General features: G+C 70.6%; 15 protein-coding genes. 3 read left to right on the top strand and 12 right to left on the bottom strand.

What is annotated here, in order from left to right; translation table 11 throughout:
* Positions 1 to 5: 5 nt before the first annotated feature.
* The 3 genes from MEBOL_RS17755 to MEBOL_RS17745 all read right to left on the bottom strand — a co-directional run bounded on the left by MEBOL_RS17755 (position 6) and on the right by MEBOL_RS17745 (position 4,136).
* Complete coding sequence (locus MEBOL_RS17755; protein WP_095978555.1) at positions 6 to 563, bottom strand: DUF2378 family protein; 558 nt, start codon at positions 561 to 563, stop codon at positions 6 to 8.
* Positions 564 to 602: 39 nt separating this feature from the next.
* Positions 603 to 2,639, bottom strand: a complete 2,037-nt coding sequence (locus MEBOL_RS17750; RefSeq protein ID WP_157775116.1) for a hybrid sensor histidine kinase/response regulator — start codon at positions 2,637 to 2,639, stop codon at positions 603 to 605.
* Between the two features lie 177 nt (positions 2,640 to 2,816).
* Entirely contained in the window at positions 2,817 to 4,136 is a 1,320-nt protein-coding gene (locus tag MEBOL_RS17745) for a DUF763 domain-containing protein (protein ID WP_095978553.1), read from the bottom strand.
* Between the two features lie 145 nt (positions 4,137 to 4,281).
* Here MEBOL_RS17745 and MEBOL_RS17740 point away from each other — a divergent pair, with 145 nt between their 5' ends.
* A complete protein-coding gene (locus MEBOL_RS17740; RefSeq protein ID WP_095978552.1) occupies positions 4,282 to 5,283 on the top strand; it encodes a glycosyltransferase family 4 protein in 1,002 nt (333 codons plus the stop codon).
* Positions 5,276 to 5,695: an SAF domain-containing protein gene (locus MEBOL_RS17735; RefSeq protein ID WP_095978551.1), complete on the top strand. Its 420-nt coding sequence runs from the start codon at positions 5,276 to 5,278 to the stop codon at positions 5,693 to 5,695. Before MEBOL_RS17740 ends, MEBOL_RS17735 begins: the two co-directional genes overlap by 8 nt.
* 28 nt (positions 5,696 to 5,723) lie before the next feature.
* Here the strand turns inward: MEBOL_RS17735 and MEBOL_RS17730 are convergent, their stop codons facing one another.
* The 3 genes from MEBOL_RS17730 to MEBOL_RS17720 all read right to left on the bottom strand — a co-directional run bounded on the left by MEBOL_RS17730 (position 5,724) and on the right by MEBOL_RS17720 (position 8,647).
* Positions 5,724 to 6,029 (bottom strand): hypothetical protein, encoded by a 306-nt coding sequence (locus tag MEBOL_RS17730; RefSeq protein WP_095978550.1) that lies wholly within the window; start codon positions 6,027 to 6,029, stop codon positions 5,724 to 5,726.
* A gap of 181 nt (positions 6,030 to 6,210) precedes the next feature.
* Positions 6,211 to 7,908 (bottom strand): ATP-binding protein, encoded by a 1,698-nt coding sequence (locus tag MEBOL_RS17725; protein WP_095978549.1) that lies wholly within the window; start codon positions 7,906 to 7,908, stop codon positions 6,211 to 6,213.
* 85 nt (positions 7,909 to 7,993) lie between these two features.
* Positions 7,994 to 8,647 carry a hypothetical protein gene (locus MEBOL_RS17720; protein WP_095978548.1) on the bottom strand — a complete coding sequence of 218 codons (654 nt, stop codon included), beginning with the start codon at positions 8,645 to 8,647 and terminating at the stop codon, positions 7,994 to 7,996.
* A 180-nt stretch (positions 8,648 to 8,827) separates the two neighbouring features.
* Between MEBOL_RS17720 and MEBOL_RS17715 the strand changes: the two genes are divergently transcribed.
* The gene (locus tag MEBOL_RS17715) at positions 8,828 to 9,589 is read left to right on the top strand and encodes a porin family protein (RefSeq protein ID WP_095978547.1); all 762 of its coding nucleotides are present in this window, start codon (positions 8,828 to 8,830) and stop codon (positions 9,587 to 9,589) included.
* An 8-nt stretch (positions 9,590 to 9,597) separates the two neighbouring features.
* Here the strand turns inward: MEBOL_RS17715 and MEBOL_RS17710 are convergent, their stop codons facing one another.
* The 6 genes from MEBOL_RS17710 to MEBOL_RS17685 form a co-directional block, all read right to left on the bottom strand.
* Positions 9,598 to 9,990 carry a helix-turn-helix domain-containing protein gene (locus MEBOL_RS17710; RefSeq protein ID WP_095978546.1) on the bottom strand — a complete coding sequence of 131 codons (393 nt, stop codon included), beginning with the start codon at positions 9,988 to 9,990 and terminating at the stop codon, positions 9,598 to 9,600.
* 3 nt (positions 9,991 to 9,993) lie between these two features.
* Positions 9,994 to 10,431, bottom strand: a complete 438-nt coding sequence (locus MEBOL_RS17705) for a helix-turn-helix domain-containing protein (RefSeq protein ID WP_095978545.1) — start codon at positions 10,429 to 10,431, stop codon at positions 9,994 to 9,996.
* A gap of 342 nt (positions 10,432 to 10,773) precedes the next feature.
* Complete coding sequence (locus MEBOL_RS17700; protein WP_095978544.1) at positions 10,774 to 11,358, bottom strand: head protein; 585 nt, start codon at positions 11,356 to 11,358, stop codon at positions 10,774 to 10,776.
* Entirely contained in the window at positions 11,355 to 12,029 is a 675-nt protein-coding gene (locus tag MEBOL_RS42935; RefSeq protein WP_245919855.1) for a hypothetical protein, read from the bottom strand. Before MEBOL_RS42935 ends, MEBOL_RS17700 begins: the two co-directional genes overlap by 4 nt.
* Positions 12,030 to 12,093: 64 nt before the next feature.
* Complete coding sequence (locus MEBOL_RS17690) at positions 12,094 to 13,731, bottom strand: long-chain fatty acid--CoA ligase (protein ID WP_095978543.1); 1,638 nt, start codon at positions 13,729 to 13,731, stop codon at positions 12,094 to 12,096.
* A 76-nt stretch (positions 13,732 to 13,807) separates the two neighbouring features.
* Positions 13,808 to 14,779 carry an NADPH:quinone oxidoreductase family protein gene (locus MEBOL_RS17685; protein ID WP_095978542.1) on the bottom strand — a complete coding sequence of 324 codons (972 nt, stop codon included), beginning with the start codon at positions 14,777 to 14,779 and terminating at the stop codon, positions 13,808 to 13,810.
* Positions 14,780 to 14,799 lie beyond the last annotated feature (20 nt).

Genomic DNA, 14,799 nt, shown 5'->3' with positions numbered 1-14,799 from the left:
AGGGCTCAGGACTTCTGGGCCCAGGAGGCGCGGTAGGTGATGCCCCGGGCATCCGTGCGCAGCACGTCCACGTGGGGCTGCTCGGCGCCGCCCACGCGCATGCCCGCGAGCACGATGCCCGCCACGAAGTGGCGCAGCACTTCCTGCGTCTCGTTGAACCACAGGTCCATCTCCGTGGGCGACACGTCGGAGAGCACCACGTCGGTGTAGTTGTTGCCCGAGCGGAAGTTCTTCCGGCTGCGCTGCAGCATGCGCCGGGGCCCGAGCAGCCTGAGCGTGGCGAACATGGCGCGGCCGATCATCGTCTCCTGGTAGCCGTCGATCATCCGCTCGCCCAGCTTGTGCCACGCGTCCTGGGGGTTCTCGTCCGGGAAGACGAAGGGCGCGCTCAGCTCGATGCAGCGGCTCCAGGTCTCCACCGGGTAGGCGGGCAGGAACGGCTTGTCCAGGTCCACGCCCGACGCGCGCAGCTGCTGCTTGAGCGCCTCGGGCACCCCAGCCGGGAAGGCACGAGCGAAGAAGCCCTGGATGGTGTGATTGAAGATGAGCGGCGTGTCCGACATGGCGCGTCACCCTAGCGCGTCGACCTTGCTGGTGGGAAGTCAGCACACGGCGCGGGGGACTCGAATGGTGAAGGCGGTACCGGTGGGCCCGGTGCGCACCGTCACCTTCCCCCCGTGCCCGTCCACCACCTGCCGCACGATGTACAGCCCCAGTCCCAGGCTGCCCGCCGGGCGGAACGTCGAGCTGCCCCGACGGAAGGGCTCGAAGAGCACGGGCAGGAGCTCCTCGGGGATGGGCTCGCCCTCGTTGGCCACCTCCAACACGGCCTCGTCCGCGGTACACGTCACGCGCATCCGCACGGACGAGCCCTCGCGCGCGTGCCTCAGCGCGTTGCCCAGCAGGTTGCCGAACACCTGCCGCATCCGCGAGCCATCCCACTCGCCCGCGCAAGCGCCGTCGCCCTCCAGGAGGATGCGGCTCCCGGGGTGCGTGATCGAGAACTCCTCGACCACCTCGCGGCCCAGACGCACCAGGTCCTCCGGCCCGCGCTCCAGGGGAATGCCGCCCCCGAGCCGCACCCGGGTGAAGTCCAGCAGGTCCGACACCATGCGCCCCATGAGGTCCGCGCTGTGGGCGATCCTCCCCGTCATGCGCAGCAGCGCCTCGGCCGAAGGGCGCTCCATGCGCTGGAGCGTACGGGCCCCCAGGGAGATGGCCTGCAGGGGGTTGCGCAAGTCATGGCTCACCATGCCCAGGAAGCGCTGCTCCAGGGCCGACTGGCGCCGCGCTTCCTCCTTGGCCAGACGCTCCTCTTCATAGAGCCGGGCACGCCCGAGCGCCTGGGCGCACAAATGACCGAGGGCTTCCAGGTGGGCCTTCTCCGCCACGCCGAAGCGGCGGGCCGCGGCGAAGCTCAACCACAGCACGCCCCCCGTCCGCTCTCCCTCGCGCAGGGGCACGCCCATCCAGGCACGGCTGCGCGCATCGCGCAGGCCGAGACGAAACGCGGGCCAGTCCCGCTCGAGCACCTCGAGCCCCGGGATGCAGACCGTGCGGCCCGAGCGCGCCACCTCCCATACGGGAAAACCCGGTGGAGGCGGCTGGACGGCCTGGATGACCGCGTCGTCGTAGCCGAAGTGGCTCAGCAGGCGCAGCGCCTCGCCCTCCACCGCCCAGACCGAGCCCGCGAAGGCGTCCATGGACCGCACCCCGTGCTCCAGCAGCGCGCGCGTGACCTGCGGAGGGGTGAGCGCATGCGAGAAAGCGGCCGTGGTGGCCTGGAACTCCGCGGCGCGCCACTCGGTCAGCTTGCGCTCGGTGATGTCATGGCAGATGCCCGCGACGCCCTCCACCTGTCCGTCGGCCGAGAAGTGGACCCGCCCGAGCACGGACAGCCAGCGCACCAGTCCGTCCTCGAAGCCCGTCGTCCGGCCCTCCACCCTGAAGACGCCCCCCTCCTCCCCCTGGCAGCCGCTCCGGGCCACCGCCATCATCCGCTCCCGGTCCTCGGGGTGGATCCGCGCGCTCACGCTCCCGAAGTCCGCGGGCTGCTCGGGCGTCATGCCGAACAACTCCCGGGCCCGCGCATCGCAGTGATAGACCTGGGTGGCCACGTCATAGCTCCACGTGCCCAGCTCGGCGGCCTCGAGCGCCAGGCGCAGGCGCCCCTCGCTCGACTCCAGCTCGCGATGCAACCGCCGCTGCTCGCTCCCGGCCTCGTGACGATCGCGCTCGCGTTGGAGCTCCGCGCGGCGCATGCGCACCAGCGCCCACGTCTGGGCCACCAGGTGCTTGGGCTCGATGGGTTGGGGCACGTAGCCATCCGCCCCATCCTCGAAGAGCCGCGTCTCCAGCTCCTCGTCCCGGAGGAGCGCGGACACGTAGAGCACGGGGATGGCGGCGGTGACCGGGTCCGTCTTGAGCAGGTGACAGACCTCGAAGCCGCTCATGTCCGGCAGACGCACGTCCAGCAGCACCACGTCCGGCTGTCCCGCCGCGGCCAGGAGCGCCTCCTGCCCGCTCCCCGCCTCCAGGACCTCCATGCCCGCGAGCCGCAAGGTCTGGGCGATGAGGTAGCGCTTGCTCTCGGTGTCATCCACCACCAGGACCCGCCCCTCGAGTCGGGAAACGGGCATGGCGGGGGGAGTGCGGGGAGGAGAGGACGCACTGCGGCTCGGCACGGCAGGACTCCCTCTGGATCGGGGATGGGGGCTCGTTCCGATCCTGGCCCCCGGGACAACACGTGTCGACCACCTTCCGTGTCCCCAGCGCGTCACTTTCCGAGTGTTCCGCAGCTTTCCCGCCTGGAGCCCTCACCCCGAGTGTCGGGACCCATCACCCTCCGCATCCGTCAGGCCCGGCAGCTCCAGCTGCGCCCGGGGGACTGGCGCGCGCCGCCACCCGGAACGCCCGGACGGCCGCCGAGGAGGCGCGTCGGTGGGCAGTAATTCTCCCACTCCCGCCCACCCCTCCCGCACGAGTTCATCGAAGGAAGGCCCGGTGGCCACGGCCTCGAGCCGGCGCGCCTGGCGGTCCAGTTCGCGCAGGGCCGTCAGCCGCTCGTCGTTGCCGAGCCGCGCGGCGTCCACCGCGCCCCGGAGCACGCGCAGCGTCTCGTCATAGACGTCGAGTCGGACCGGGAAGGGGTGGCGATCCTTGCCGCCCTGGGCGAGCGAGAAGCGCGCGGGGTCCGTGAAGCGCGAGGGCGCGCCATGCACCACCTCGGCCACGCTGGCCAGGGCCGCCACCGTGCGCGCGCCCACGCCCGGGGTGAGCAGCAGCTCGGCGAAGTCCCGGGGCCCCCGCTCGGCCGCGGCGGCGAGCGTGCCGTGGAGCCGGCGCAGGAGGACATCCTCGTGGGTCACCTCCTCGCGCAGGGGCAGTTGCAGGTGCGGCAGGGGCGGCGTGAAGGGCACGGGGGCCGCCTGGGCCGCGCGCACCTCCCGCAGCACGCCCAGCACGGCATCGGGGCCCTCGGACACGAGCTGGACCTGGGCGGCGCGCGCCCGGGCGGCCCGCCGGTCCGTGAGGTTGAGGATGACGCCCTGGGAGGGCCCGGCGATGGCGGCGTGGGGCGCGTCCACGAAGGAGCCCAGGCCCTCGGACAGCCAGTGGTAGCGCCGGGCCTGCCCCGCCGCCGGGTTCATCCCCTGCTGCACCACGGCCCACGCGTTGTCGTCGGAGAACACGAGGCTGTGCGCGTACAGCTCGAAGCCGTCCTGCACCGCGGCGCTGTCCACGCGGGCGGCGAGCCGGCTGGCGCGCAGGAGCGCGGGCGCGTCGATGCCCACCCGATCCCCGATGATGCGCAGCTCCTCCGGGGCACGGCGGGCCTGGAGCCCCTTGCCGCCCACGACATAGAGCCCGAGCTGGCGTCCCCCCGGGGTGAGCCCCTTCTTGAGGGCGCCGAGCACCGTGGTGGTGACGCCCGAGGAGTGCCAGTCCATGCCCATGACGGCCCCGAGCGACTGGAACCAGAAGGGGTGGGCGAGCCGGCGCAGCACCTCGTGGCGGCCGTAGTGCAGCACGAGCGCCTCCACGAGCACGCGGCTCATGCGCGCCATGCGCTCGGCGAGCCAGTCCGGCACCCGGCCGGAGTGAAGGGGGAGATCCGCGCTGCCTGTCCTGTCCATGGGGCTGACTCCAGAAGTCACGTCCAGGGGTCAACCTCGTGGCACGGGTCCTTCTTCACCACCGGGGCGAGGGTGCTTCTCGGCTGGCCGCTCCGCGTGCGGCCGCGTTGGCATTCCCAGCGGCGTGATAGAGACACCCCCGCCCATGACGCTCGTCGTGCACCCCCACTTCCACCGGCGCCGCACCGGCGTCACGGCCCACACCGAACTCATCGTCCCGGAACTCGGACGTCTCATGGAGACGCGGGCGCTGGGCGGACACCTGGCGCCGGACGTGCCGCGCATCCCCTGGGGCGAGCTGTGGCGGCGCATCCGCGAGGAGCCCGTCGTCTGGCACGCGCACCGCAACAACGAGCTGCTCTTCGGCTTCCTGCTGCGGCTGCTCGGCCGGCGGGTGCGGCTGGTCTACACGCGCCATGGCCCCTACAAGCCCAGCGGCTTCACCCGGCTGCTGGCCCGCCGCGCCGAGCGGCTCGTCACCCTCAACCCCCAGGGCGCCGAGTGGATGGGCATGCCCTCCTCCATCGTCACCCATGGGGTGGACCTCACGCGCTTCACCCCGCCCGAGGAGCGCGAGGAGGCCTGGCGCGCGCTGGGGCTCGGCGGACGCTTCGGCATCGGCGTGGTGGGCCGGGTGCGCCCCAACAAGGGCCAGGGGGACTTCGTGGAGGCGATGAAGCCGCTGCTCTCCGAGTTCCCCGAGTGGACGCCCGTGCTGGTGGGACTGGCCAAGGGCCAGGACGCGGCGTGGGCCCAGAAGCTGCGCGCGTCGACGAATGGAGCGCTGGTGCTGGCGGGCGAGCACTCCAACGTCGTGCCCTGGTACCAGGGCCTGAGCATCCTCGTGCACCCGTCCTACGGCGAGGCCTTCTCCATGGTGTTGGTGGAGGCCATGGCGTCGGGGTGCTGTCCGGTGGTGACGCGGCTACCGCACGTGCCGGCCGTCATCGAGCACGGCCGCACGGGCTTTCTCTACGAGCCCGGGGACGTGGCCACGCTGCGCGAGCACCTGCGCATGCTCCTGCGCGAGCCCGGACGCGCCCATGCCGTGGGCCGCGCCGCCGCCGAGGAGGCCCGCGCGCGCTTCGGCGTGAGCCACGAGGCCAAGGCGCTCGCCCGACTCTACGAGGAGGCCCTGAATGGTTGAGAACACGAAGTCGCGCGGCCGCCCGGGATTCTTCCTGGGCCTTGGCCTGGGCGTGGTGTTGACGTTCCTGGTGGCCTTCATGCTGGCGTTCTTCTGGGTGAAGCAGAAGGAGCATCAGGTCCGCCGGGGTTGGAACCTCGTCCCCGTCGTCAGCCTGGCCGAGGATGTGCCCGCGGGCACGGTGCTGACGTACGACCACATCTCCCAGCGCTCCTTTCCGGAACAGTTCGTCACCGCCTCCGTCATCAAACCCGCGGACGCCGCCACGGCGGTGGGCAAACGGCTCATCGCCCCCATGCGCAGGGGGGAGATGCTCCTGCACACCTCCCTGTGGCAAGGCACCGAGCAGGATCTGACGGCCTGCCGCGAACGGAACGTGGCGCCCGAGAAGGACCCGGCTCCCCAACCCTGAGAGCCGGGGAGAGTCACGTCCGGACGGCTCAAATCGCCGCGATCGGGGTGCTCGTGCGCGGGACCTTCTTCGCGCGCGGCGAGCGGGACACCTTGCGGCCCGTCTTTCCGCTCGCGGAGGTGGCACGGCGGGCCTTGATGCCGGTGCTGCGCGTGCGGCGGGCGGGCGAGGCGCGCTTGTCCTGGGCGGCGCGCTTCACCGCCGTCTTGGTCTTGCCAGCCGCCTTGGCCACGGTCTTCCTGGCCCGCGTCACGGCGCGCTTGGCGCGCGTGCGCACGGACTTCTGGGCCTTCGAGGACTTGCTCCGGGTGCTGCTCGAACCACGAGGGGGCATTCGTTCCACTCCTATGTTGACTCACTGGCCTGCGAGCAACATGGGGATGGCGTTTTCCAGACGCTCGGAGCGTCGAGGATTCCGCGAGGCCGACCGTTGAACAGTCGTCGCTCGCGAAGCCCTTGAAACGCCTGGACATCCACCAGGAGACACAACGCCCGCCCCGGGTGCCCGGAAGCTGTCAGGCCGCCGACTCGGTGGAGCCCGAGGAGCCCTCGGCCACGCGCAGGGTGATGAAGAAGCGGGTGCCCTGGCCCGGCGCGCTCTCCACGCGGATGTCGCCGCCGAGCGAGGTGATGATGCGGTGGCACACCGACAACCCGAGCCCCGTGCCCATGCCCACGGGCTTGGTGGTGAAGAACGGATCGAAGATGCGCCGCAGGTACTCGGGGGGAATGCCGGCCCCGGTATCGCTCACCTCCACCGTCACCAGACCCGGCGCGGACAGACTCGCGTGCACGCGGATTTCATTGTCCTGCACCCGCCCCGGCGCGATGGCGTGCGCCGCGTTGATGAACAGGTTGAGGAAGACCTGGCCCAGGCGCGCGGCGTTGGCGTGCACCGGAGGCACGCCCTCGCACACCTCCACCAACCGGGCCTTGTCCCGCGTCTCGTGCCGCGCCATCTTCGCGGACGAGCGCACCACGTCCGCCACGTTCACCGGCCCGAGCGCCACCTCGTCCGGGCGCGACAGCGTCTTCAAGTCCTGCACGATGAGGCGCACGCGCTCGGCCCCCTCGCTCGCCTCGGCGAGCGCCGCGATCATCTCCTGGCGCGCCTCCTCGCTCGGCGCGCCCGTCAGCTCGCCGAGCTCCTGGTGCACGTAGCGCAGGTTGCTGAGGATGTAGGCCAGGGGGTTGTTGATTTCATGGCCCACGCCCGCGGCGAGCCGCCCCACCGAGGCGAGCCTGTCCGCGGACAGCAGCTGCTCCTGGGTGGACTGCAACTGCTGGAGACTGTCGCGCAGGCGGGTGTTCGCCTCGGCGAGCTCGGTGGTGCGGGTGCGCACCGTGTCCTCCAGGAGCGCGTGGTAGCGCGCGGCCTCGCGCTCGCTGGCCTCGGCCTCGGCGCGGCTCAGCCGCTGCTTCTCCTCCAGGGACTCGCGCAGCTCGCGCGCCATCCGGTCGATGGCGCGCGCCAGGGTGCCCAGCTCGTCCGGGGACGAGACGTTCGTGTGCACGTCGAAGTCGCCATGCCCGATGCGCTCCGCCGCCTCGGTGAGCCCCTGGAGCGAGTGGCGCAGGGGCGTGAGGATGGCCAGGACGAGGAACACCACGAGCACGAGGCAGAGCACGGGAAAACACAGCGCGACCCACTCGCCCACGAACACGCCCGCGTCCAGGCGCTGCTCCAGCAGCTCCAGCTCGTAGCGCGCCTCCTCCTGCACCTCATGGATGAGCTGGCCCACCGTCTGCTCGAACTCCGAGTACAGGAGCCATTCCACGTTGGGCGCCACGGACACGTTGGCGGGCAGCTCATTCACCCGCCGCTCCGCCAACGCGGACCAGCGCAACAGGGCGGCACGCACCTCGCGCTGCTCCCATCGCTCCTGCTCCAGGGTGCGCATATCCCCCGCGTCCCTGCCCTGCCGCAGGCTGCTGTCGGCCAGCCGCACCATCTCCAGGTCCACCCGCCGCGCCAGCTCCTGGGACACGAGCGCGGTGTCCATCTGGGCCTGACGCGCCTGCGCGAGCTGATTGAGGAAGGGCCAGGCGACCGAGTGCAGGCGCGTGTAGCCGTCGATCTGCTCCTGGATGGCCACCAACTGCTGGCGCAGCCGCTGGCCCTGCCGGGCGGCGCCAAAGAGGAACAGGCCCATGACGCACACGAGCACGACGGCGACCGCCGCGAACAACAACACCTTGGCGCGAATCGTCATGGACCGGTTCTTGGGAAAGCGACCATTCCTTGGGTGCATGCTCGCACGGAGGCCCCCGGGCGCGCGAGGGGGGGCGTCCGGGCCCTCAAGGAGGGGGGGTGGGCACCACCCGCTCCCGCAGGCGCCGGTAGAGCTCCAGCACCAGCCGCAACTCGTCCGCCGTGCGCCGCTCGATGGCCTCGTGCTCGCCGCGCTCGTAGCTGTCCCACACGCTCTTGCTCGAGCCCTTGCGCTCGCGCAGCCCCAGCCGCCCCGCCAGCTCCCGGGTCGTCTTGGGGTAGAGGTGGGGCTCCTCGGGGAAGAGGAAGCCCGCCTCGTTGGACAGGTCGATGGGCCGCGCCTTGAAGTAGAGTTCGTATAACTCCACCGCGCTGGCGACCTCATGCAGGAGCGAGCGGCAGTAGAGCGCCGGCAGGTCGAACCGGGCGATGCCCGCGCCGCACACGACGAGGTCCACCACGGGCTTGCCCAGCACGCGCGCGTTCTCCGCGCGCTGGCGCGCCCACTCCGCCTCGAAGCGCTCGCGGATGGCCCGCAGGAGCGCCCGCTCGGAGCCGAAGTGCCACAACCAGAGCCCCTGCACCTCGGGGGCCTCCGGGAAGGGGTCCGCGAAGCGCCGGGAGAAGAAGCACCCGCCGAGCAGGATGTGACCGGGCCGGGCCGGATTGACGATGAGCGAGCCACGGCTCGCGGTGCGCTCGTCCGGAGGGGCGTAGGCCTCCAGGTCGAAGAACAGCATGGGTCACCTCCCCCCCGAGCATCGCATGTGCCCGCTCCCCAACGTTGTCCCCGAGCGCTGTGTTCATGAGTGGTGCCTGGGCGCGGAGGGCGGCGGGGAGCCGCGAAAAACATGCTCCTATGAGCGGTCCGCCCAGGAGTGCTCCCCATGCCACATGCCCCACGAACATGGTGCGCCGCGATGGCCGCCGGTTGTCTCCTCGCCGCTCCGTCCGCCGAGGCCCGTTTCGGCAAGGCCGGCTCGCGCGCCCATGGCGCCTCCGCGGTGGGAAAAACCCGGAGCGAGGGAAAACCCCCGAGGCGCGGCCCCCAGCGCCCGACCCTGGCCCCGTCGACGGCCATCTGGGTCTCCGCGGGCGTGTCCACCGTGGCCTACCGCCCGTACAGCCCGCCCTCGGAGCGGTTCTTCGAGGACCCGCCGGAAGCGCAAAAGCAGGTGCGGCTGGGGGTGGAGGCCCAGGGCGTGAAGCAGGGAGGCGCGCTGGGCTTGCACTTCGCGCTGGAGGAGGAGCGCTGGGGCGTGTCCACGCGATGGACGTCGCTCTCCTTGAGAGCGGAGGACGGCCTGGGCGGGAGGGACACCCTCCACCTGGGCGGGGCGAACGTGACGTTCGCCGCGGCGGTGAGCCACAAGGGGAGGCTGCGGTTCGAGGGAGGCGTGGCGGTGGCGCGCGCGCCGGGAGCCACCTTCTTGGGACCGAGCCTGGCGATGACCTTCGAGCGCTGTCTGCTGGGGGAATTGGACCTGGAGGGCGGAGTGCAGTGGGTGCCCGTGCCGCACCTGCAACTGGACGCGCAGTTGGGATTGGCCTTGCACCTGGGGCCGCTGGCCTTGCGTGCGGGCTGGCGCGGCCTGCTGCTCAATGATCGCGGCCTCGTGGACAAGGTCGTGCATCGGGATGTGCTCGCAGGCCCCTTCGCGGGCCTGGGCCTGCACTTCTGACGGAGCGCTCACACCTCCTTGAGCGGGGCCTCCAGCAACCTGAGCACCCGGAGCAACTGCTTCACCTTCGCGGGGCGCCACCCCCGCACCAGGACCATGAGCTGCCGCAAGTCACCGGAGAGCTCGACCTCGGGAAGCGGATGGTGGACGGAGGCGGCCACGTCCTCCTCGCGCAACAGGAGCAACGCGTCCGTGGAGAGCTCGAGCACGCGCGCGAGTCTCCGCAACGTGGGGACGGCGGGCATCATGCCGCCGCGCTCGATGCGGCCGTAGACATTGGGCACGAGCCCGACGCGCAGCGCGACCTGGGCCTGGGTGAGGCCCAGGCGCGCCCGGGCCGAGCGAGCCACCTCCCCCAACAGACGCTGGAGCTGTTCGGACGATAGGGATTCGGAGTCCACGGCTCACGCCTCCTGGCTTTCGCGAGGGCGCCGCGACGCGCGGCGGGGACGAGCCTCCTGGGCACGCGCCAGGGCGTTGGCCGTGGCGCCCAGCAGCGTGAGTTGCCGGGGCGAGAGCCGACGCGCCACGCGCAGCAGACGGCGCAACGCCGGAGGCTCATCCTCCGCAGGCGCCTCTTGCGGCACGAGCCAGGAGGGAGGCCGTGTGGTGGTGAAGCCCAGGAGATCATTGGCGTCGAGCGACAGGGCGCGGCTGAGCCGCATCAACGTGGGCACGCTGGGCAACAGGTGGCCGCGCTCGACGCGGCCGTAGACTTCCGTGGCCACGCCGACGCGCTCGGCCACTTCCTCCTGGGTCAACCCGATCCGGTTGCGTGCCTCACGGGCCGCCCGTCCGAGGTAGACGGCCAGCTGGGCTTGCGTTCTGTGAACCTGGGGCATGGGGAGGCCTCAATCGAAGGGTCCTGGAGCGAAGCGCGAGGCGGGAACGCGCGGCATGACGACGTCTCCCGGTGCGGATGGGCCGTGGACGTCCGTGTCTCGACAGGTAACACAGCCAAAATCGAAAGGAAAGCCCGGCTCTACCGAGAAGGTCATGACCCCCACTCAACCTGTCAGAGCGGTGGAGGCCCATTTCCCGAGGAGAGGCGCGAGACCGACGGGAACCCGACCTGCCGACCGGGGAACCATCACCCAACCTGAAAGGTTTCGACCCCCCGGGCTTACCGGAGTCCCCCGTTTCAGGGAGGCATCCAGGCGCGCTCCCACGACCGATGCGCGGACTCAGGGCTCCGAGGGCGTCAGCTTCTCGAGCCTCTCGACGATGGAGAAGGGGAAGAGAGCCCGGTGGTGGATGTTGCGGTAGTGGACCGCGAGGTAGTGCGCGCCTCCCACCTGGATGACGGTCCAGGGGAGCGGGGCGCACTGGGCGTTGAACCAGGCTCGCGCCTCCTCCAGCGTGTCGAAGCGGGCCGTGGCGGGCGGCGACCCATCGCGCGTCAGTTCCTGGATGTAGTAGGCGATGGTGAGGTCCGGCGGCAGATACCGCTTCTGCTGGTCATCCGAACACATGACGACGTGGTACTGGTCCGCGATCAACACCTTGGCCAGAAGCGGCACCCGGGGCTGAGCCTTCAACCAGGCGTGCGCCTCGTCCTCGGTGTCGAACGCGGCGATGACCCGCAGGGGAGCATCCGCGTCTTGATCACGGCGGTACTCCTCGAACTCATACATCTGCCCATTGCGCCAGATGAACCAGAGCGCATCGACCGCCGTGGCCAGGAAGTCTTTTTCCTCTTGGGACTGGGCGTTCTCTTGAGCCAGGCCCAGAAGGTTCTGGGTCCGCAGGATCCGTTCTTGAATGGTCATTGGAGCGCCACCCGCTCGCCCACCGACCCAGGCGCCGCGACGGACAGCAGCGTCGCGGGAACGAGCACGAGCAATCCCGCGCCCGCGGACACCGTGACGAAGACGACTCCCGCGATGATCACCACGCTCCCCGCCAGGAGCACCTGGGAGTGGCGCTCCAACCAATCCACGGCCTTGTCCATGGCCGAGAATTCGTGGAGCTGACGCCCCTGCGACTCCTCGCAATCCCTGAAGGGCCGCATGCACTCATCCTGGCAGTATTGTTCCTTCGCCCCCTTGCCCCTGTTTCCCAGCGTCATGTGACCGAACCCGCGAGGAAGCGGTCGGCGCATGCATCTGGCCACGCAGTCCAGGAGTTCCGCATGGCAATCGCGCGGCTGCATGGCGGCGAACACGACGCCTCCGCTCGAGCCCGAAGCCCGAGCCGGATGCTGGTACGCCGAAAGGTCGATCGTCTCGGCCCGGCGCCATTCGTGCGTCATCCCGCGGCCCGGAGCGGAGTGGAGGACGAGCACGAAGTCGGAGAGTTCTTCTGGCGCGGGCGAGGCCACCGTCTTCACCGGGTCCGCCCCGAGTTCCGTCCGCCAAGCAGTCTCCGTCGCGCAACCCGTCACCAGACTCCCGAGCAAGACAACCCAGCCCAGGCGCGAGAAATGAGTCGAGAGATTCATGAGTCCCACTCTACTCGCGCCATCTGATGTGGCGACCAGCCCCCTCAAGCAGGCTGTCTCACCCTCAACGCTCCTTGTTCGCCCGCTTGAGCAGGTGATCACCGTGGTCCTCGCGCAGCTTCGTCTTGAGGAACTTGCCCGTGGAGGTGCGGGGAATCTGCGCCAGGAAGACGTAGTCCTCCGGCAGCCACCACTTGGCGAAGTGCGTCTCCAGGTGCGCGGCGAGCTGCTCCCGGGTCGCGGACTGGCCCGGCTTGAGCACCACGGCGGCCAGCGGACGCTCGTCCCATTTGGTGTCCTTCGCGGCGAACACGGCCGCCTCCAGCACCGCCGGGTGCGCCATGAGCGCGTTCTCCAGGGCCACGGAGCTGATCCACTCGCCGCCGGACTTGATGACGTCCTTGGAGCGGTCGGTGATGCGCACGAACCCCTCCGCGTCGAGCGTGACGACGTCTCCCGTCTTGAACCATCCATCCGGCGTGAAGCGGTCCGCGCCCTCGTCTCCGTAGTACGAGGAGGCCACCCAGGGTCCGCGCACCTCCAACTCGCCCATGGTGGTGCCATCCCAGGGCAGCACCTCGCCCGAGTCGCTCACGTGGCGCACCTCGACGAAGGGCAGCGCGTAGCCCTGAGTGGCGCGCAGGGCGAAGCGTTCGGCGGGGCTCTTGCCCTGGTGCGAGTGCCGGGGCCTCGCGATCGTCCCCACGGGCTGGAGCTCCGTCATGCCCCAGGCGTGGGTCACGGCGAGACCATGGCGGTTCTGGAAGCCCTCGATCATCGCCTGGGGGGCCGCCGAACCACCGATCAACATGCCCCTCACGCTCTTCAAATCCCAGCGCGAGGGCTCCTGATCGAGCAAGGCGAGGATGCCCAGCCAGATGGTGGGCACGCCGGCGGCCAGGGTGACGCGCTCGGCCGCCATGAGGTCCAGCAGGGACGTGGGCTCCAGATGCGGCCCGGGGAGGACGATCTTCGAGCCCGTGAAGAAACCAGCGAAGGGCATGCCCCAGGCGGCGGCATGGAACATGGGAACCACGGGCATCACGGCATCCGCCTCGCCGATGCCGAAGGTGTCGGCCATGCACTCGGCGAGCGTGTGCAACACGATGGAGCGGTGGGTATAGAGCACGCCCTTGGGGTTGCCCGTGGTGCCCGAGGTGTAGCAGAGCATCGCCGCGGAGCGCTCCTCGAGCGGGGGAAAGACGAAGGTGCCCGGCTCGGCGGCGAGCAGCCGCTCGTAGTCCAGCCGTCCCTCGGGCGCGGGGCCATCATCCGGAACGACGATGATGTGCGCGACGCTCGGCACGGAGCCGATGAACTTCTCGAGCAGGGGCAAGAGCGAGCGATCCACCACGATGAACCGGTCCTCGGCGTGGCGCGCGATGTAGCCGAGATCGTTGGGATGGAGCCGGAGGTTGAGCGTGTGGAGGACCGCGCCCATCGCGGGCACGGCGAAGTACAGCTCCAGGTGGCGGTAGTGGTTCCAACACAGCGAGGCGACGCGATCGCCCGGCTTCACGCCCAGACGGGTCAGGGCCTCGGCGAGCTGACGCGCGCGGCGCGAGAAGTCGGCATAGGTGTAGCGATGCAGCGACCTGTCCGGCTGCCGGCTGACGATCTCCGACTGGCCGAAATAGGTCCGGGCCCGATCGAGGAAGTGGGTCAGCGTGAGCGGGAAGTCCATCATGCGTCCGGTGAGCATTGGTGTGCCTCGCTGCGGGGGAAGGAAGCCCCCATGCTAACGAGGCCGCTCACCGGAGCGAACCTCCGGGATCAGGTCATCGCACGCGCAACACCACCTTGCCCACGGCCGTGCGTGACTCGAGCGCGCGCAGCGCCTGGGCGGCCTGCTCCAGGGGGAAGACGGGGCCCACCACCGGCTCGACGAAGCCCTTCTCCGCCAGCGAGGCCAACGCGCGGGAGATCTCCGCCGTGATGCCGGGCTCGTGCAGCAGGAAAGAGCCCCAGGCCACGCCCACCACGTCCACGTTCTTGAGCAACAGCCGGTTCACCTTCACCTCGGGAATCCGTCCGCCCGCGAAGCCCACCACGAGCAGGCGGCCCTCGGGCGCCAGACACTTGAGGCTCAGGTCGAAGATGTCGCCGCCCACGGGATCCAGCACCACGTCCACGCCCCGGCCTCCGGTCGCCTCCTTCACCTGGGAAACCCAATCCCCGGAGGTGGACAGGAACGCCCGGTCCGCGCCCGCGCTGCGCGCCACCTCGGCCTTCTCCTCGCTGCTCACCACCGCGAGCACGCGCGCGCCCGCGCCTCGCGCCACCTGCAGGCTCGCCGTGCCCACGCCTCCCGCGGCGCCATGCACGAGCACCGTCTCGCCCTCGCGCAACCGGCCCCGGCGGTGCAGCGCGAAGTGGGCCGTGTGGTAGTTCATCACCGTGCCCGCGGCGGCCTCGAAGCTCCAGCCCTCGGGGATGGGAAACGTCATGCCGGGCGCGGCGGCCACCACGTCCGCCCAACCCCCCAGCAGGGTGAAGGCCATCACCCGGTCTCCCGCCTTCACCGCCGCGCCCTCCGGCGCATGGCGCACCACGCCCGCGACCTCCACACCGGGCACGAAGGGCAGCGAGGGCTTCATCTGGTACTGGCCCCGGCTGAGCAGCAGATCCGGAAAGCTCACGCCCGCGGCCCTCACGTCGATGAGCACCTGATCGCCCGCCTCGGGCTCCGGCACCTCCGTGAGCAGCAACCCCTCGGGACCCTCCAACCGCTCCAATCGCAACGCGCGCATGGTGTTCCTCCGCCTGGACA

The organism is Melittangium boletus DSM 14713, assembly GCF_002305855.1.
Taxonomy (GTDB): domain Bacteria; phylum Myxococcota; class Myxococcia; order Myxococcales; family Myxococcaceae; genus Cystobacter; species Cystobacter boletus.
Note: the sequence above shows the minus strand (reverse complement) of the source record. Positions and strands in the feature narration are given on the sequence as shown.